The organism is Psychrobacter sp. CX14 (assembly GCF_057396205.2).
The window spans coordinates 1,113,693-1,130,887 of the sequence record NZ_CM183187.1 but is presented as its reverse complement, the minus strand read 5'-3'; the positions used below and the strand labels follow the sequence as shown (position 1 = coordinate 1,130,887).

Genomic DNA, 17,195 nt, shown 5'->3' with positions numbered 1-17,195 from the left:
CCTTATTTGAATGTATGAACGATCTGGTTATTAAAAAATTTTCCATTTTTTATACGAGATATCCCTTTTTCTGTCACAATAAGAATTTCCTTGTCAAAGAATTGGGGATGAGCTAAGTCTAAAGTTAAGTGTTCGACTCTATAGACAAACTTTTCTTTTCCATTAGAAGCTTTTGAAAGGCCGCATAGAATTATGTTTTTGGATGAGTTAGCAATATCAATGAAGCCTCCACAGCCTTTCAAAGCATCCCCAAACTTACTTACATTTACACAGCAATTCTCATCTATTTCTGCGAAACCTAATACTGCTAAATCAATCCCTATACCATGGTAAATATCAAATATAGTCGAAGGTTCTAAAATAGATTGGGGATTTTGCGAAGCGCCAAAAGCCATACCACTGAATGGCGTTCCGCCAATTACACCTGATTCAACAGTAACAGGCTTAGTAGTCCTAAGATGTTTTGGTACAAGAGCTGGGACACCAATACCAAAGTTAATATATTTAATATCATCTGGAATGATTCTAGCTACTTCTTTAGCGATTTTTTCTTTTAATGCTTCCGTAGTATCACCTGGACCTGAGATAGGGGTAGAACAGTCCTCGTAACACGATGTATGATATTTTTTATGCTCTGAAACTACTATGTAATCGACTAATAATCCTGGTATTTTTACTTCATGAGGCTCAATTCTCTCTACCAACCTCTCTACTTGAACTACTACTTGACCTCTAAACCTTTTACATGCAATAGCATCACTAATCGAAGAACCAGCGACTACTTCTCCTTCAAAACTGATATTTCCATGTATATCTGCACTTGTCCCTCTTAACAGTGCCCAATTAATTTCTATTGATGGAAAGTGAATTTTTTGCAGTTTATTGTGAGTCACAATGTTTAAAATAGGTCGTGTCATATCATTTAGGCAACCTCCACCGAGGTTTGGATCAATAAAGGTGCCTAAACCGACGTTCGAAAAATAACCGTCTTCTCCGCTTGCTAAAGATCTAATCCACTGCCTAACAACACCTAAAGGCCAATTATGAGCTTCTATCTCGCCTTGTAAAGCAAGCTTAGCCAAACTAGGAGTAAAGCCCCAGAACCCACTCATTGCAAATGATACCAACCCTCGGCTGGACAACAAATCCAATCCTAGTCCTTGCTTATTGCCTACCCCTGAAACTGAAAGCAACTTTAAAGCTAGAGGTTCAAGCGATTGTTCATATCTCTCTTTAATAGATACTAATAACTCGTCAGGAGAGCTACAGCATCCAAAGCCGCCCACCAATAAAGTTTCAGATTCCTTAATTTGATGGGCAAAATGCTCCTTACTAACTACTAACGCCATAGCCTATTCCTTAATAAGTTGAGTAGGCTTATATCTTGAAGCTAGGATTAGGCAACCTTCATCACTCTTTGCTGCTAAACTATGAGCTGTACCAGGTGATCTAACTATTAATGACCCTAGTTTAAACTCGATTCCGTTCTCAATATAAGTACCCTTTAGAACCAAAACACTTTCAAAACCGCAGTGAACATGAGCAGGAGATTTAGAACCGGGCGCATATCGCAAAATAGCCATATCTGCTCCATTCTGAATCTCTTTTGTCTCATCAAATATAATTGCAATATCTACTCCTTCTCGGACTCCTGGTAAATAAGGAATAAAATTGAGTAAGTCTTCATCGAACTGGCATTCAGAAAACATCAAATTGAATACAAAATCTTTTTCTTGAGGTGGTCTATCAAAAAAACGCATTCTTAATCTCTCTTATTGCTTAGCGAAAGTTGTGTTAAACCTCCATAACCCCAAGAATCAGCAGAGGTTTCCTCAATAGTTATATAGTTAAGAGTCTCACCCCCATCTGACATGAAGTATTTGTTCATGAAATGGTTTACCGTATTAATCCAGAGTTCTTTTTCTTCCTTAGAGTTAGTTTCTTTTGTTATTCTTATGTTGAGGCTGAAGTAATGCTCCCGTTTCTCTGAACCCGTAAAAATAGTGTCAGAGTTAACTTCATTTATTTTCACTAAGGTAGCTTTTGGATCTTTATAGAGAATGTCAGCAGTTAGTGAAATGAGCGCATTAGCAATGTACGTAAAGTTGACTTCTTTTTTATTTTTAACAAAACTTAATTCTATTACAGGCATATCTTATTCCTCTTTTTTAGAATCAATGAAGCCGAACCAATATTCAGGCCAAGCAGACAGAGATTTAGTGTTATTTACAAGCCAAGCAACTATAGTGAGTGCTACAGCACCTGATACTACTGGGAAAAGTAAAAAATCCCAGTTATAATTAATCTGATCTGCGGTTAGTAATATAACTAAGGGATTAGCACCAGCTGGTGGATGAACGCACCTTAATATTTGCATAGCACATATCGCAACCCCAACTGCCATGGCAGTTATAAGTAAAGAAACACCGAACACTTTTAGAAAAGCTAGTCCTACGAAAGCAGAAACAAAATGTCCGAAAATGACATTTCTTGGTTGAGCAAGTGGAGATTTAGATGCTGCAAAAAGTAGAACACAAGTAGCACCAAACGGAGCCATCATAAATATTGAACCTGAGTAAAGAGTTAAAATTTCTAAAATCAAGATAGCTAAAGTCCCCCCTAGCAACGAGCGTAAGAGACTTAGCAAATCTGATCTAGGTGGCAGCTTATGTGCTCTGTCAATAAATCGTTTCATTCGGAGTCCTTCATTAAATTTAAGAAATTAATTAGTAGCTCACTACAATTCGAACTTACTAATTTGTTATATAAAGTCCACGGGCGTATAAATGTACAGACCTGTACACAGGTTAACACGATAAAAGCTGATTGCAACTAATATTTGTTAGTCCTAGTCCTTAAAGAGAGAGAGATATGACAAAAGCTACTGATAGAATTATTGAAACAGCGGAAAGACTTTTTTATAGTAATGGGTTCATCAATACAGGCGTTGACCTAATTCGCGATGAGGCCAATTGTTCTAAAACTACTATGTACAAAAATTTTGGTAATAAAGATAACTTAACTTTAGAAGTCTTAAAAAGAAGAGATATGAACTTCCGTAACTCACTAAAGAACTATGTGGGAAATGAATTAAAAGATTTTGAAGCATTAGCTAAAATTTTTGAATGGCATGAAATGTGGTTTAGTGAGCTTAGTTTTAATGGATGCTTATTCATCAGAGCTTCATATGAGTTACAAAGAGAAAATACAGAAATATATGAAGTGGTTTTAGAACATAAATCGTGGGTTAAGGGGTTCATAGAAGAGAAGTTATCCAATAAATATAGTCAAGATGCAAACTTAGACTTCATTATGGTTCTTTTAGAAGGGTTAATCAGCCTTCACTCAGTCTACAGAGAAAGTGAATGCCGTGATCAATATGTGTATTCATCCTTAGAAATAATAAGGGTTACTATGGATAGGGTTTGTTGAACATTCGAAGTTTTAACGGAGCCCATCCCACATTCTGTGTAACTGCAATTTAGATTAAATGCTTACTAACACGTCCATCAAACATAATCATAAAGCGATTAAGAGCAGAGGTCCAGTTTCGAATGGGCATCGACCACTTTTTAGATGTCTGCTGAGTGGCTAGATAAACAACCTTGAAAGCTGCTTGATCAGATGGGAATATCTTACACTTATTCACAGCTGTACGAATCACACTATTTAATGACTCGATAGCATTGGTCGTATAAATGGCTTTTCTGATGTCTTTAAGATAACCAAAGAATATCGTTACGCCTTTCCAATTATTGCGCCAAGAGGTGATGTAGTGGTCAAGTAAAACTGGACAACTCATAAGAGGTGTTTATTGAAATAAAGCCTCTCTTTGGCTGTTGGTGTCAAATAATCATTAAAGCTAGGCGGTCTGACTGAACCGCCCCGACTATATCGGAGAGTGGATTACTTGAGTCAGGCAGCTTTGTCTGACTCACTAAGACTATCATAGTATCGTCTCTCAAACTCAAAAGGCGACACATAACCAATCGTACTATGCAAACGTGTTTTGTTAAACCAATCAACCCATTCAAGAGTTGCTAATTCAACATCGCTCACACCTTGCCACTGCTGTTTTAAATAATCAATCACCTCCGTTTTATAAAGCCCGTTAACCGTTTCAGCTAATGCCTTATCGTATGAATCACCTGTCGTGCCAACAGATGCAATGATACCTGAATCAGCCATCTTATCCGTATAGCGAATGGATAAATACTGAACACCTCTGTCACTGTGGTGTATCACATCTTTTGGGTTGTTCCTATCTGCAATGGCTTGATTTAACGCTGCCATCACCATATCGGTGTTCATACGATTAGATACTTTCCAGCCAACAATACTACGGGCAAACACATCAATGATAAAGGCGGTATAGACCCAACCACTCAACGTTTTTACGTAAGTAAAGTCAGCTACCCATAACTGGTTTGGTCGATGAGCATTAAAGTTACGATTAACCAAATCATCAGCACGCTTTTGATCATCACGAGACTTAGTGGTTATCTTACCTTTACCTCGCCAAATACCCTGCATATCATGCTGATGCATTAAACGCTCTACAGTGCAGCGTGCAGGATGTATACCTTCGGATTTCAACTGTTTCTAGACTTTACGAGCACCGTATCGGCATTTGCTGTCCTTCCATATACGTTTAATCTCATTAAGATAGAAATCGTCATGCTGACTACGCTGTGAACGTTGCTCCGGATTGTCGCTTAAGTCTTTTATGCGGTAGTAGGTTGATGGAGCAATTGGTAATATTTTACAGATTGGCTTGACCCCATATTGGCGCTTGTGGTCGTCAATAAAATCAATCATTACTTGGGTGGGCGGTCTATTTCCGCCTAGGCGAAAAAAGCAGCGGCTTTCCTTATGATTTCATTGGCTTGCTTTAATTCTCTGTTCTCACGTTCAAGCTCTTTAATACGCTCAGCTTGGCTTTGAGCTTGAATATTTGCAGGAATGGTTTTATCAATGTGCTTTTTATGCCATGATCGTAGTGTCTCAGGCGTACAACCTATCTTTGGCGCTATGGCTTTGATAGCTGACCAAGTGGATGGGTAGTCGTCTTTAGCTTCAATAAGCATACGGACCGCTCGTTCTTTCATTTCAGGGGTATAGTTTCGTGTTTTCATTGTCGTATTCTCTCAGAAAGTTGAGTCTCCGACAATCCCGGGGCGGTTCAGACACTCTGATAATAATCCCAAATATAAGCGCTTACAGCCTGTTTTGCCTCATCGATATTTTCGTAACCGCTCTTTGGCATCCATTCAGATTTAAAGCTTCTAAAAAAGCGTTCTGTAGGCGCATTATCCCAACAATTGCCACGTCGGCTCATGCTATGCGTCATATCACTACAGATTTCTACGAAATCAGAAAATGCTTCGCTAGTGTAATTGATCCCAATGTGTTTGATGTTGGGTTGTGTCATCACTAATAGGTAAAGCTAAAGCCCATATAGTGTCAGCTTGCTGAATAACCAAACAGTTATTTTCAATAGCTAATACCCCATATTTTCTACCACTTGCAAAAACTGGCGTATTACTACTTACTTTATATCTTAGAATTTCTACGTCTTCATTTTGGTTAATACTATTAATAACAGTATCATCTATGTGTGCATTTAAATTAGTTTTGTCATCTATATCATAGCGTATATCACTAGTCGTCAGAGGCGGGTCATAACATCCAGATAATGAAAATAGGATCATAAATAACAGTGTATTTTTCTTCATAATTATCCTAATAGAGTTAAGAGAAATACTAATCCGCTTCATCAATCCAGTTCATTTGGATGGCTTCTAAGATACCTTCGTTTGATTTATTAGGGTCATCATCGAAGTTCTCTAACTCAGTTACCCAGCGGTGTAAATCGGTAAAGCGAATATACTGTGGGTCGGTATCTGGAAATTTCTCGACAAGCTCGATAGCGATGTCTAGGCTATCTGTCCATTTTAGTTTTTGGTTCATAGTGGCTTCCTTTTGGCATGAAAGTAAAGTTAACTTGTAATTTATGGCTTAAGCTCAGCTAGCATACCAGCTAGTTATAAAGAGGGTAGATAGCTAGTGCGACTCTTAAAGTATGCGATAGATTTTAGCATATTTTGGATATCAGCTTTGCGTTAGGTGTGGTTTAGCCTCGATTAAAGCGGATATACTGCATGGCAGGACGAGTTGCAGGCGCTTGTGATGCAGTGGCGCGCAGAGCAAGCGACACGGCATCGCTTAGCGGCTGCCTCGTCATGACTTGCAGATAGTAGCGAAAAGCGAGAGTAGCTACTGATTGGATAGCTTTCAAGCCAAAATCTGTGGTTGCGATGAGTTATTGAGATTTGATGGCTTGTTGATTGCTATTCCATGTGGTGATGACTTCGGTTAGGTGCTCGTGTTGCAGACCCAAAATTTGCGGTTTGTGCAAGGTGTCTTCCTCGGTTAATACAAATTTGGTCAGACCGATTGCCATTAACGTGTTTTTGACATAAAAATGATGCTGAAAGTAGAGGTATTTGCTATCCCAGCCTTCAAGCTTGCTGGTGACGGTTATTTTGTTCCATAGTTTGATTTCTTTGAGATAAACCATTTCTTGCATGGCGATGACCCAGCCTAGCTTTTGGTACTGGGTTTGATGGGTGAGCGTGGTGAGCCAGCCGGTGATGTTGAGCTCGATAAAGGATAGATAGCGGTAGTTGGGTAGATGGTCCCGAAAGCCCATATCGTGTGGCAAAATACGATGACTGCGGGTGAAGGGTTCAAAGGTGTCTCTTTCATTGTGGGCTGTGCTGTATGTTACAGTTTTGGATGACGGCTTTTTGGGTTTTGAGAGCTCACGTTTTAGGAGCATCATTAAGATAAAAAATCGGATTAACATATTCATGGGCAGCGCTCCTATTAAGGTGTTCAGTATTTATGACATAGATTACATAAAGGATATAAATGAGTAAATGCCAGTCTATACAGGCATGTAGCTGTTGTCAGCTGACAAAATATAAAAAAATTAACGTTTCGTAGGTTGAAACTTTATCCACTTAACCCCATTTTCAATACAACCCCATAGCTCATTGTAGAATGACATTAATGATTAAAACATTCTGCCCAATAACAATACTTTATGAGTGATATGGGTACCTTTTATTAACCTAACTGAACTTTTTAATGGAGTGAACAATGAATATTCGCCCTTTACATGACCGCATCGTTGTCCGCCGCGTGGAAGAAGAACAAAAAACTGCTGGTGGCATCTTATTGCCAGGTTCTGCTCAAGAAAAACCATCTCAAGGTAAAGTCCTTGCTGTTGGTAATGGTCAAATCCGTGAAAACGGTGAAGTACGCGCTCTTGACGTAACAGTTGGCGATACTGTTTTATTCGGTCAATATGCAGGTCAAACTGTAAAAGTTGACGGCGAAGAATTATTAATTATGAAAGAATCTGATGTATTAGGTGTTCTAGAAGGTTAATTAATTCGATTGCGATTGCAATCGGGTGCCTCTCTCATTGAACAATTAACAACAGATACTTCTCATTCATAAACAGAAAACTCATTAACTAAAATAATTGGAGAGTAATTCTCATGGCTAAAGACGTAAAATTTGGCATTGACGCCCGCAAACAAATGATGGACGGCGTAAACATTCTAGCAAACGCTGTAAAAGTAACGCTAGGCCCTAAAGGCCGTAACGTGGTTATCGATAAATCTTTTGGCGCACCTTCAATCACTAAAGATGGTGTTTCAGTTGCTAAAGAGATTGAGCTTGAAAACAAATTCGAAAACATGGGTGCTCAGCTTGTTCGTGAAGTTGCGAGCAAAACAAACGACGTGGCCGGTGATGGTACGACTACGGCAACTGTATTGGCTCAGTCTATCTTACAAGAAGGCATGAAGTCTGTTGCTGCTGGCATGAACCCAATGGATCTTAAACGCGGTATCGACAAAGCGGTTAAAGTATCTGTTGAAGAGATTCATAAACTTGCGACGCCTGCTGACGATTCTAAAGCGATTGCTCAAGTAGGTTCTATTTCTGCTAACTCTGACACCAAAATTGGTGAGCTTATCTCTGAAGCAATGGAGAAAGTAGGCAAAAAAGGCGTTATCACTGTTGAAGAAGGTTCAGGCTTTGAAGATTCTTTAGAAGTGGTAGAAGGTATGCAGTTTGACCGTGGTTACATTAGCCCATACTTTGCAAACAAGCAAGACAGCCTAACTGCCGAGTTTGAAAACCCATATATCCTTCTTGTTGATAAAAAAATTAGCAACATCCGTGAAATCGTACCATTACTTGAGCAAGTAATGCAGCAAAGCAAGCCACTATTAATCATTGCTGAAGATGTTGAAAACGAAGCATTAGCAACATTAGTTGTGAACAATATGCGTGGCGGCTTAAAAACGTGTGCGGTTAAAGCACCAGGTTTCGGCGATCGCCGTAAAGCAATGCTACAAGACATCAGTATTTTAACTGGCGGTACGGTTATCTCTGAAGAAGTGGGCTTAAGCTTAGAGACTGCTACTCTAGAGCACCTAGGTACTGCTAAGAAGGTAACGGTTGGTAAAGAAAACACCGTTATCGTTGATGGCGCTGGTCAAAAATCTGACATCGAAGCACGTGTTGAATCAATCAACCGTCAAATCGAAGAGTCTACTTCTGACTACGATAAAGAGAAACTACAAGAGCGTGTTGCTAAATTATCAGGCGGCGTCGCCGTTATCAAAGTTGGCGCAGCGACTGAAACCGCTATGAAAGAGAAGAAAGACCGTGTTGATGATGCCCTACATGCGACTCGAGCTGCTGTAGAAGAAGGCGTTGTACCCGGTGGTGGTGTTGCTCTAGTACGTGCATTAAACGCACTTGCTGACCTTAAAGGCGACAATGACGACCAAAACGCAGGTATCAACATCTTACGCCGTGCGATGGAAGCCCCTTTACGTCAAATCGTTACTAACGCCGGTGCTGAAGCATCTGTTGTGGTAAACGAAGTGAAGAATGGTTCTGGTAACTATGGTTACAACGCAGCTTCTGGCGAATATGGCGATATGTTAGAGATGGGTATTCTTGACCCTGCTAAAGTGGCTCGTTCAGCGCTTGAGCATGCAGCATCAGTAGCAGGCTTAATGCTAACTACTGAAGCGATGATCACTGAGAAAGCGGAAAGTGATGATCCTATGGCTGGCATGGGCGGTGCTGGTGGTATGGGCGGCATGGGTGGTATGATGTAATCATCTCCCTATCCGCTTATGATACGCTTCATGCGTAAATAGCCAACAAAAACCCCGATAGGCAATCGCTTATCGGGGTTTTTTTGTCTTTTTATTTTGATGGTTTTACCTTAGAAGTCATTTCAATTTATTGACTCGCCTCATCACGTCTAAACACCCACGTTTTATCATCTGATAAATCATCAACATAATAATAACCAGCCAAATCAAACTGCTTTAAATCTTCAGCCTTAGTGATTTTATTATCAGCGGCGTATTTCACCATTAGGCCACGTGCTTTTTTGGCATAAAAACTAATGACTTTATATTGGCCATTTTTCTCATCTTCAAATCGCGGTGTGATGATATCAGCATTCAAAGACTTCTTTTTAACCGCTTTAAAGTATTCATTTGAAGCAAGGTTAATCAGTACATTATCTTCACCTTGCTTGGCAGTATCTTGCATACGCTGATTAATCACTTCAGTAATATGCTCACCCCAAAACTCATATAAATTATCGCCCTGCTCGTTTTTGAGCTTGGTGCCCATCTCTAAACGATAGGACTGAATTAAGTCTAGTGGCTTTAATACACCGTACAGTCCTGATAATACCCCTAAATGCTCATTCAGGTAAATGACCGTCTCTTTATCAAGATTATAGACATCAAGACCAGTATACACGTCACCGTCGAACAGATAAGCAGCCGGTTTGGCATTGTCATCGGTGAATGGCTTATCCTCACTCCATGCCCAATCTTGATTGCGCTGTGCATTGAGCTGAGCCAAATCATCAGAGATGCTCATTAATTCTTGCAGATCAATCGGTTCTTTTGACTTTAATATCTTCATCAATGCTTGCGAGTACTCAATCAGCTCTGGCTGACTATAGTAGTTGCCTACATTAACCGGTACCGCATCGCTCTCATTTAAGCTCTTTGCTGGAGATAATACGAAATACATAACGCCTCCTCGATGTATTGAAATTTAATTGATTATTATTTTAACTAAGCTGTTTTAGATGTATTCCTAAAAATGTAGTTCTAAATTCTTAGGCTCGCTATTTATGAACACTTAGTGATTGATTTGTTATTTTAACTGCTATGGTGCGCTATATGTGTTTAATTGACCTAATTATTTAAAGATAGGCTATTTGGATTTAAGCGTATCATAACTTTTTATAATGAGACAGTCGTTGTATCACCTCTAAACCTACCTTCTGATATTTTCCCAAAATCATTTTTTTAACGATACACATAACAGTATGTTATGTGATAGCCTGTAATTCATTGTCGGTATAACCTAAAGTTTGTTTCTAAAGGTTACTGGTCGGTCATGTTTCTGCAATGAAATTATTTGATTTATATTCTTATAATAAATATTAATGATGACTTTCTCATAACCATTTATTTAAATGATAACCTTTAGTTTTGTATTGCGTAACCGGAGGTTTTTTAGCGGCTAAGATAATTGCGCTTAAACATCGGATGTGAATGCGGGGAAAGTTTAGATAAACCATACAGCTAGGAGCGAACATGATAATAGGCACTATCCAAGCAAAGCAGGCACATGAAGGTCGCGTTGCCATCACTCCAGATTCAGTTAAGAAGCTGACCAAACTTGGTCACGAAGTGATTATTGAATCGGGTGCAGGTCAACATGCCTATTACGATGACACCGCTTATACCAATGCTGGCGCCAAAGTAACCAGCGAAGCTGAGGTCTTAAGCAAAGCGCAGATTATTTGTGTTGTGCAGAATCTAACTGCTGAGCAAATCGCTCAGTTGTCCTCTGGCAGCATTGTGATTGGCATGCTTGATCCTTATCGCAACGATCAGCTAGATAATTATGCCAAGCAAGGCACCACTGCTTTTGCGATGGAGCTGTTGCCACGTACCTTATCGCGTGCGCAAAACATGGATGTGTTGTCCTCACAGGCCAACCTTGCCGGTTATAAAGCGGTGTTAATGGCAGCCAACGAGTATGCCCGCCCCTTCCCTATGTTTATGACCTCAGCCGGTACCGTTAAGCCTGCCAAAGTCATCGTGCTTGGTGTGGGTGTTGCCGGTCTACAAGCCATTGCAACAGCAAAACGCTTAGGCGCTGTGGTTGAGGCCAGTGATTTACGCCCGTCAGTAAAAGAGCAAGTAGAGTCTCTAGGCGGCAAATGGCTAGATGTACCGATGAGTGATGAGGAAAAAGAAAAAGCCAAATCAACTGGCGGTTATGCATGGACACCGTCTGAGCAGTATATGAAGGATCAGGCAGCGGTGGTCGATAAAGCCGTTTCTAATGCTGACATTATTATTACCACTGCACAGATTCCAGGACGCAATGCGCCGCGTCTGATTCATAAGACGACGCTGGATAAAATGAAAGCCGGTTCGGTGCTTATTGATATGGCAGCCAGCTCAGGCGGTAACGTTGAGGGTACCAAATCTGGCGAAACGGTTATCACTGATAATGGCGTGCGTATCATTGGTGCGGCGAATATCCCTGCCACATTGGCAGCACAGTCCTCGGACTTATATGCCAACAACTTAGTGAACTTTATTACTACCTTATTTGATAAAGAAAATGGCAATGTACTGACGATTAATCTTGAAGATGAAATCCAAGGCGCATTGGCAGTAACCCATAATGGTGAAGTGCGTTTGCAGCGTAAATAGTCGCTTTAGGGATTAAAGCAGCTGCGCTTAGTAGGTAGTTAACACTTATAAATTTAAGAATTAGCTATCTACTAATTAAGTATTTAACATTCAAATACTTAGCGCTTATATGTACAAATTTTAGAAGATATTAGGAGAAGATTATGCTTGCTACGGTATTAGCAACCGCACCACTGGGGGCAGCCGTTACTAGTGGCACGCCGTTTGTGGCGATATTTACCATTTTTGTCCTTGCAATTTTTGTGGGTTATTACGTGGTTTGGGGTGTTACCCCTGCCCTGCACACGCCGCTTATGGCTGTGACCAATGCTCTATCAAGTATTGTGATTGTTGGCGCCATGCTGCAGACCATTTATATTAGTGGCAGTGCCATTTCAGTGACCAGTATTTTAGGTGCCTTTGCTGTGTTTCTAGCCAGTATTAACATCTTCGGCGGCTTCGCAGTCACTGAGCGTATGCTTGCTATGTTTAAACCAAAAGTCAAAAAAGCCAAACCAGCGACAGATACCGAAGGAGGTGATGCATGAATCCAGATGTAACTCATATGAATTGGATTGCGGCTCACGCAGATTGGTTCTACCTCGTTGGTGCGATACTATTTATCTTAACCTTACGTGGTTTATCTAGCCCAAAGACGGCTATTCGTGGTAACCGCTTTGGTATGGCGGCAATGGCCATCGCTGTTGCGACTACTTTCTTCTTAGCAGAAGGTCCGGTATTGTGGCTGATTATTAGTGCGATGATATTGGGCGCTTTAGTCGGTATCTGGAAAGCCAAAACCGTTGCTATGACTGAAATGCCAGAAACCGTGGCCTTGATGCACTCCTTTGTTGGTTTAGCAGCAGTCGCGATTGCGCTAGCGACAGTTTTAAACACGACTCATGAGCACAGTACAATTGCCCGTGTTGAGCTATTTATCGGCTGCTTTATTGGTGCCATTACTTTCTCAGCTTCTGTCTTTGCCTTCGGTAAATTGGGTGCGAAAAAGTGGGCGAAAACAGTGGGCGGCGCTTGGGTTAAGCCCGTTCAACTGATCCTATTTGTTGCCATGATTGCCTTTGGTGGTATCTATTTTGTCACCGAATCAATGGCTGCTTTCTATGCTATGACAGCCTTAGCGGTTGTGTTCGGCTGGATGTGGATTGCGCCAATCGGTGGCGGTGATATGCCAGTGGTTGTGTCATTACTGAACTCATTCTCAGGTTGGGCAGCAGCAGGTATTGGTTTTACCCTTGGTAACTCAATGCTTATCATTGCAGGCTCATTGGTTGGCTCGTCAGGTGCGATTTTATCTTACATCATGTGTAAGGCTATGAACCGCTCACTATTAAACGTATTGTTCGGCGGCGTAGGTACAACAGCTGCGGTAGCAGGCGATGGTGATGGCGCGCCTAAGACTTATAAGTCTGGCTCTGCTGAAGATGCGGGCTTCTTAATGAGTAATGCCAGCGATGTGATTATTGTCCCAGGTTATGGTATGGCACAAGGCCGTGCACAAAACGCGGTAAAAGAGCTGTATGAGTTATTAAAATCTGAAGGCGTTAATGTTCGCTTTGCTATTCACCCTGTAGCAGGTCGTATGCCAGGCCATATGAACGTTCTACTTGCTGAAGCAGACGTGCCTTATGATGACATTTTAGAGATGGATGAGATTAACTCAGATTTCCCCAGCACTGATGTGGTACTCATTATTGGAGCAAACGACGTGGTTAACCCATCTGCTAAAGATGATCCAAACTCACCAATTTTTGGTATGCCAATTTTGGATGCCGCAAAAGGTCAAACCGTTATGGTCATCAAACGCTCAATGAGCACGGGTTATGCTGGTCTTGATAACCCATTGTTCTACTTAGACAAAACTATGATGATCTTTGGTGATGCTAAGAAAATGGTTGAAGAGATGGTACGTACTATTAATGGCGGTGGACACTAATCCCCTATCTATAAGTAATAACTTAATAAAAAGACAGCTTAGGCTGTCTTTTTTATGTCCTCTTAAAACTGGCTATAGTCTGAAATGTTTACAAGGCAAGCGAGCGCAAGTACTACAAGTGTAGGCTTAGCAAGGTTAACGCCGTCACCCTTTAGCTAGCCGTTCTCTGACTAGTTGTTACTCGAAGCCATATTACTTACCCTATGGTTACCAATCCTTATGAATACAGTGCCTGTGGAAAGGTTGGCTAACAAAACAACCCCAATAGCGCCCTTGGAAATGTAACAAGGTATGACCATATATAGGGTATAGTAAGTAATAATTTATCCCACTTGAATACGCTGCTTGTTAATCGCTAGATATTTAATTATTAAAATAACCGCGAATAATAGCACAAACGAATACTAATTGATGAGGTCAACCCTATGTTTAACGCATTAAAAAATATCAACACTAAGAAACTTGCTGCCAGCATTGGTTTAGCAACCGCAACTGCCGTTGCTTCTACCTCGGGTATTGCAGCGAACAGCTTAACGCCTATGACTGCTGATTATAATTTGACGGTGGATAACAAATATAACGGTACCGCAACGCGTAGCCTAACCAAATCAGGCAACACTTGGAACTATAAGGTAGATGCAAGAGCCGCCGGTATCGCTTCTGCTAAGCAGCGTAGTACTTTTACGCTCAATGGCAATACCATTATTCCAACTTCTGCTAGCACCAATTTTAAGTTATTCGGTGTCGGTAATACGCATAATATTAAATTCAGCAACTCTGGTAAGACCATTAGCAGCACTTATCGCGGTAAAACCAGTAATTTATCAGCACCAAACAGAGCTTTTGATGATTTAAGCCTTGAAGCTCAAATTAGACAAGACTTATTGTCAGGTAAATTTTCTGGCAACTACAATATGGTTAAGAAAAACAAAATCGAGAAAGCACCGTTTAGACGTGCTGGTAATGCCAAAGTAACCGTTCCGGCTGGTACTTTTGATACTGTCCGTATTGACCGTATCCATGACGATAATGACCGTGCTACTAGCTTCTGGTTAGCGCCAAGTTTGGACTATCTACCGGTTCGAGTACTACAGAACAACGATGGTCGCCGTATGGAAATGACATTAACCAAAGTTCGTTAATAGCGGCTTATCGTTATAAATAACTAAAACAGAATCGTTGAATATAAAAGCAAAAAGCACCACCAGTTATCTGACGGTGCTTTTTTATAGCGATTTATTAATACAGTTGGCTTAAGCCATACTTATGCTGCGTAACTGAGTGTGATGACGCTTCATTTGTAGCCAATAAATCACTGCATATAAGCTAACGCCAATGGCGTAACTGACGTATTCATGTGGTAGGTTTAACCAACCTTGAACCATATTCGGTATCATTAATAAGACAGTAATGCCAATTAGCAATATCACTTCCAGCCAGTTGGTTTTAACACGTATCCAGCGCTGAGTGGCTGATGAAAATGCCAACATACCAAGTACCGCCATACCGAAGATAAGACCAATCTCAAATGGATTGGTAATCCACTGCCATCCTGACGGGTCTTTTGGATTAGCAGGATCTACCCCATCAATCAATAGCAATTTACTATTGAAGAAGAACATAAAGGGTAGAATCGCCGTTCGAATATCGTAAGCAAAGCCTTGCAAACCTGTCTTAATAGGATCAGATTTGGCAATCCCTGCAGCAGCGTACGCTGCCATACCCACAGGCGGCGTATCATCCGCTAAGATACCAAAGTAGAAGACGAATAAATGCGCGGCAATCGCAGGCACTAGATAGCCCAAGTCGCCACTTAACCCGAGAATAACAGGTGCCGTTAATGAGGCCATAACGATATAGTTGGCAGTGGTTGGTAGACCCATACCCAGTATGAGCGATACTACCGCAGTTAGCGCCAACACGGCTAAAATATAACCACCTGACAGCACTTCGATCACATCGGCTAATATCAGGCCTATACCGGTGATGGTCACTGAGCCGACCACGATACCGGCCACACCGGTCGCTACCGCAATCGGTACCATATTTTTGGCACCGTTAATCATACCGGCGATAATATCAACGAAAGCTGATTTACCGTTATCAACGACACTACGACCATCTTTTTTCCACAGCGACTTAATAAAGGGCTGAACCACCATAATCGCCATCAATACCAAAATACCATTAAAGGCAGCACGCTGCGGTGACATACGTAGTATCACTAAGGTGTACATCAGATAAAACACTGGCAATAAAAAGTGTAACCCGCTAACAAATACGGTCCAAACTTTTGGTAAGCGATCTTTGGCTTCCCCTTTAATACCCAGTTTCTTTGCTTCTAAATGCACAATATAGAACAGAGCAATGTAGCTCACAAAAGCAGGAATCGCTGCTGCCATAATAACGCCAGCGTAATCCATACCCAAAAACTCAGCAATAATAAACGCCGCTGCGCCCATAATCGGTGGCATCAACTGACCATTGGTCGACGCTGCAACCTCAACAGAAGCCGCTTTATGCGCAGGAAAGCCCAGTCGCTTCATTAACGGGATAGTAAAGGTACCGGTCGTTACTGTGTTGGCAATCGATGAGCCTGAAATAATACCCATCATACCAGAGGCAGCAACAGATGCTTTGGCAGGGCCACCATCGAATCGGCCTAACGCTGCATAAGCCAAATCAATAAAGTACTTACCCGCACCGGCTCGCTCTAATAGCGCACCGAATAAGACAAACAAGAAGACATAACTAGCACTAACGCCCAATGGCACACCGAAGATACCTTCAGTGGTCAAAAACATCTGACCCATCATTTTATTGATGCTAGCGCCTTTATGCGAGATCATCTCTGGCATAAATTGACCAAACTTCACATAGCCCAAAAACGCTAGGGCAATGATTGCTAAGGCCGGACCTAAGGCGCGACGTGATGCCATGAGCAATAGCACAATACCAGCAATAGCCGCCCAAACATCGACGGGTAACCAAGCACCGGAGCGTGCATTAAGTGCATCATAGAATATAAAGATATATAAAGACGTACCCCCTGCCGCAATCGCCAACGCATAGTTCCATATCGGAATACTGCTCATGGTCTTTTTGGTACGGAACATGGGGTACATCAAGAAGGTCATGACCAAGGCAAACGCTAAATGAATGGATCTAACAAACACGTCATTAACGGGTAGCAATACCACGTACAACTGAAAAAATGACCAGAAAAAAGCGATGACACCAATAATCATATAGCCGAATGAATTGGTCGGCAGCACACGCTTACCTTCCAAAACATCTGCGCTATCGATATTAGGATCATTAATATCTGTATTTAGCGGATCTGAGTTTGCTATTGCAGGCTCTGAGTGATTATTATTCACGGTCCTCTCCAAAAGGGGTGGTAGTCA

Annotated in this window: 17 protein-coding genes, 3 pseudogenes and 1 other annotated feature; of the genes and pseudogenes, 7 read left to right on the top strand and 13 right to left on the bottom strand. The window is 41.2% G+C overall.

Translation table 11 applies throughout. The annotated features are described in order from the left end of the window. Positions 1–2 precede the first annotated feature (2 nt). From AC2SLO_RS04770 to AC2SLO_RS04755, 4 genes are read right to left on the bottom strand one after another with little or no spacing between them, the layout of a single operon-like run. Complete coding sequence (locus AC2SLO_RS04770) at positions 3–1,349, bottom strand: CoA-transferase (RefSeq protein ID WP_486542075.1); 1,347 nt, start codon at positions 1,347–1,349, stop codon at positions 3–5. Positions 1,350–1,352: 3 nt separating this feature from the next. Next, entirely contained in the window at positions 1,353–1,760 is a 408-nt protein-coding gene (locus tag AC2SLO_RS04765; RefSeq protein WP_486542077.1) for a cupin domain-containing protein, read from the bottom strand. 2 nt (positions 1,761–1,762) lie between these two features. Continuing rightward, complete coding sequence (locus AC2SLO_RS04760; RefSeq protein WP_486542079.1) at positions 1,763–2,152, bottom strand: hypothetical protein; 390 nt, start codon at positions 2,150–2,152, stop codon at positions 1,763–1,765. Positions 2,153–2,155: 3 nt separating this feature from the next. Next, positions 2,156–2,695, bottom strand: a complete 540-nt coding sequence (locus AC2SLO_RS04755; protein WP_486542081.1) for an HPP family protein — start codon at positions 2,693–2,695, stop codon at positions 2,156–2,158. A 176-nt stretch (positions 2,696–2,871) separates the two neighbouring features. Here AC2SLO_RS04755 and AC2SLO_RS04750 point away from each other — a divergent pair, with 176 nt between their 5' ends. Continuing rightward, positions 2,872–3,432 carry a TetR/AcrR family transcriptional regulator gene (locus AC2SLO_RS04750; RefSeq protein WP_486542083.1) on the top strand — a complete coding sequence of 187 codons (561 nt, stop codon included), beginning with the start codon at positions 2,872–2,874 and terminating at the stop codon, positions 3,430–3,432. 49 nt (positions 3,433–3,481) lie between these two features. On the opposite strand, the pseudogene AC2SLO_RS04745 reads toward AC2SLO_RS04750, so the two are convergent. From AC2SLO_RS04745 to AC2SLO_RS04715, 7 genes and pseudogenes are all read right to left on the bottom strand, one after another. Further along, a pseudogene (locus tag AC2SLO_RS04745) lies at positions 3,482–3,766 on the bottom strand (transposase); the annotation flags it as partial. 149 nt (positions 3,767–3,915) lie between these two features. Beyond that, positions 3,916–5,135 (bottom strand): annotated as a pseudogene (locus tag AC2SLO_RS04740) (IS3 family transposase). Continuing rightward, positions 4,744–4,860, bottom strand: a sequence feature (AL1L pseudoknot). Its footprint overlaps the pseudogene before it by 117 nt. Before the next feature lie 59 nt (positions 5,136–5,194). Continuing rightward, positions 5,195–5,350, bottom strand: a pseudogene (locus AC2SLO_RS04735) (integrase core domain-containing protein); the annotation flags it as partial. Between the two features lie 37 nt (positions 5,351–5,387). Then, positions 5,388–5,735, bottom strand: a complete 348-nt coding sequence (locus AC2SLO_RS04730; protein WP_486542085.1) for a hypothetical protein — start codon at positions 5,733–5,735, stop codon at positions 5,388–5,390. A gap of 28 nt (positions 5,736–5,763) precedes the next feature. Continuing rightward, positions 5,764–5,970: a Fe-S cluster assembly protein IscX gene (gene iscX, locus AC2SLO_RS04725; RefSeq protein ID WP_486542087.1), complete on the bottom strand. Its 207-nt coding sequence runs from the start codon at positions 5,968–5,970 to the stop codon at positions 5,764–5,766. 163 nt (positions 5,971–6,133) lie between these two features. Further along, entirely contained in the window at positions 6,134–6,298 is a 165-nt protein-coding gene (locus tag AC2SLO_RS04720) for a hypothetical protein (RefSeq protein ID WP_486542089.1), read from the bottom strand. A gap of 24 nt (positions 6,299–6,322) precedes the next feature. Further along, a complete protein-coding gene (locus AC2SLO_RS04715; RefSeq protein WP_486542091.1) occupies positions 6,323–6,874 on the bottom strand; it encodes an acyl-CoA thioesterase in 552 nt (183 codons plus the stop codon). 290 nt (positions 6,875–7,164) lie between these two features. Between AC2SLO_RS04715 and groES the strand changes: the two genes are divergently transcribed. Both groES and groL read left to right on the top strand, forming a co-directional pair. Beyond that, positions 7,165–7,455 (top strand): co-chaperone GroES, encoded by a 291-nt coding sequence (groES, locus tag AC2SLO_RS04710; protein ID WP_486542093.1) that lies wholly within the window; start codon positions 7,165–7,167, stop codon positions 7,453–7,455. A 113-nt stretch (positions 7,456–7,568) separates the two neighbouring features. Continuing rightward, positions 7,569–9,209 (top strand): chaperonin GroEL, encoded by a 1,641-nt coding sequence (gene groL, locus AC2SLO_RS04705; RefSeq protein WP_486542095.1) that lies wholly within the window; start codon positions 7,569–7,571, stop codon positions 9,207–9,209. A gap of 127 nt (positions 9,210–9,336) precedes the next feature. On the opposite strand, the gene yaaA is transcribed toward groL, so the two are convergent. Next, positions 9,337–10,149, bottom strand: coding sequence for a peroxide stress protein YaaA (yaaA, locus tag AC2SLO_RS04700; RefSeq protein WP_486542097.1), 813 nt, complete (start codon positions 10,147–10,149; stop codon positions 9,337–9,339). A gap of 572 nt (positions 10,150–10,721) precedes the next feature. Here yaaA and AC2SLO_RS04695 point away from each other — a divergent pair. The 4 genes from AC2SLO_RS04695 (at position 10,722) to AC2SLO_RS04680 (ending at position 14,930) form a co-directional block, all read left to right on the top strand. Then, entirely contained in the window at positions 10,722–11,855 is a 1,134-nt protein-coding gene (locus AC2SLO_RS04695) for a Re/Si-specific NAD(P)(+) transhydrogenase subunit alpha (RefSeq protein WP_486542099.1), read from the top strand. A 206-nt stretch (positions 11,856–12,061) separates the two neighbouring features. Beyond that, complete coding sequence (locus AC2SLO_RS04690) at positions 12,062–12,382, top strand: proton-translocating transhydrogenase family protein (RefSeq protein ID WP_486542273.1); 321 nt, start codon at positions 12,062–12,064, stop codon at positions 12,380–12,382. Positions 12,383–12,399: 17 nt separating this feature from the next. Then, on the top strand, positions 12,400–13,788 hold the full coding sequence (locus AC2SLO_RS04685; protein ID WP_486542275.1) for an NAD(P)(+) transhydrogenase (Re/Si-specific) subunit beta: 1,389 nt from the start codon (positions 12,400–12,402) through the stop codon (positions 13,786–13,788). A gap of 425 nt (positions 13,789–14,213) precedes the next feature. After that, positions 14,214–14,930: a DUF3108 domain-containing protein gene (locus AC2SLO_RS04680; RefSeq protein ID WP_486542101.1), complete on the top strand. Its 717-nt coding sequence runs from the start codon at positions 14,214–14,216 to the stop codon at positions 14,928–14,930. Positions 14,931–15,041: 111 nt separating this feature from the next. Here the strand turns inward: AC2SLO_RS04680 and AC2SLO_RS04675 are convergent, their stop codons facing one another. Further along, positions 15,042–17,168, bottom strand: coding sequence for a TRAP transporter permease (locus AC2SLO_RS04675; protein WP_486542103.1), 2,127 nt, complete (start codon positions 17,166–17,168; stop codon positions 15,042–15,044). Between the last annotated feature and the right edge of the window lie 27 nt (positions 17,169–17,195).

Bases quoted from the DNA above. Each gene is read 5' to 3' on its own strand.
- AC2SLO_RS04765 (WP_486542077.1), bottom strand. From the start codon at position 1,760: ATGCGTTTTTTTGATAGACCACCTCAAGAAAAAGATTTTGTATTCAAT.
- AC2SLO_RS04770 (WP_486542075.1), bottom strand. From the start codon at position 1,349: ATGGCGTTAGTAGTTAGTAAGGAGCATTTTGCCCATCAAATTAAGGAA.
- iscX (WP_486542087.1), bottom strand. From the start codon at position 5,970: ATGAACCAAAAACTAAAATGGACAGATAGCCTAGACATCGCTATCGAG.
- AC2SLO_RS04685 (WP_486542275.1), top strand. From the start codon at position 12,400: ATGAATTGGATTGCGGCTCACGCAGATTGGTTCTACCTCGTTGGTGCG.
- AC2SLO_RS04760 (WP_486542079.1), bottom strand. From the start codon at position 2,152: ATGCCTGTAATAGAATTAAGTTTTGTTAAAAATAAAAAAGAAGTCAAC.
- AC2SLO_RS04755 (WP_486542081.1), bottom strand. From the start codon at position 2,695: ATGAAACGATTTATTGACAGAGCACATAAGCTGCCACCTAGATCAGAT.
- AC2SLO_RS04680 (WP_486542101.1), top strand. From the start codon at position 14,214: ATGTTTAACGCATTAAAAAATATCAACACTAAGAAACTTGCTGCCAGC.
- yaaA (WP_486542097.1), bottom strand. From the start codon at position 10,149: ATGTATTTCGTATTATCTCCAGCAAAGAGCTTAAATGAGAGCGATGCG.
- groES (WP_486542093.1), top strand. From the start codon at position 7,165: ATGAATATTCGCCCTTTACATGACCGCATCGTTGTCCGCCGCGTGGAA.
- AC2SLO_RS04715 (WP_486542091.1), bottom strand. From the start codon at position 6,874: ATGAATATGTTAATCCGATTTTTTATCTTAATGATGCTCCTAAAACGT.
- AC2SLO_RS04750 (WP_486542083.1), top strand. From the start codon at position 2,872: ATGACAAAAGCTACTGATAGAATTATTGAAACAGCGGAAAGACTTTTT.
- groL (WP_486542095.1), top strand. From the start codon at position 7,569: ATGGCTAAAGACGTAAAATTTGGCATTGACGCCCGCAAACAAATGATG.
- AC2SLO_RS04730 (WP_486542085.1), bottom strand. From the start codon at position 5,735: ATGAAGAAAAATACACTGTTATTTATGATCCTATTTTCATTATCTGGA.
- AC2SLO_RS04695 (WP_486542099.1), top strand. From the start codon at position 10,722: ATGATAATAGGCACTATCCAAGCAAAGCAGGCACATGAAGGTCGCGTT.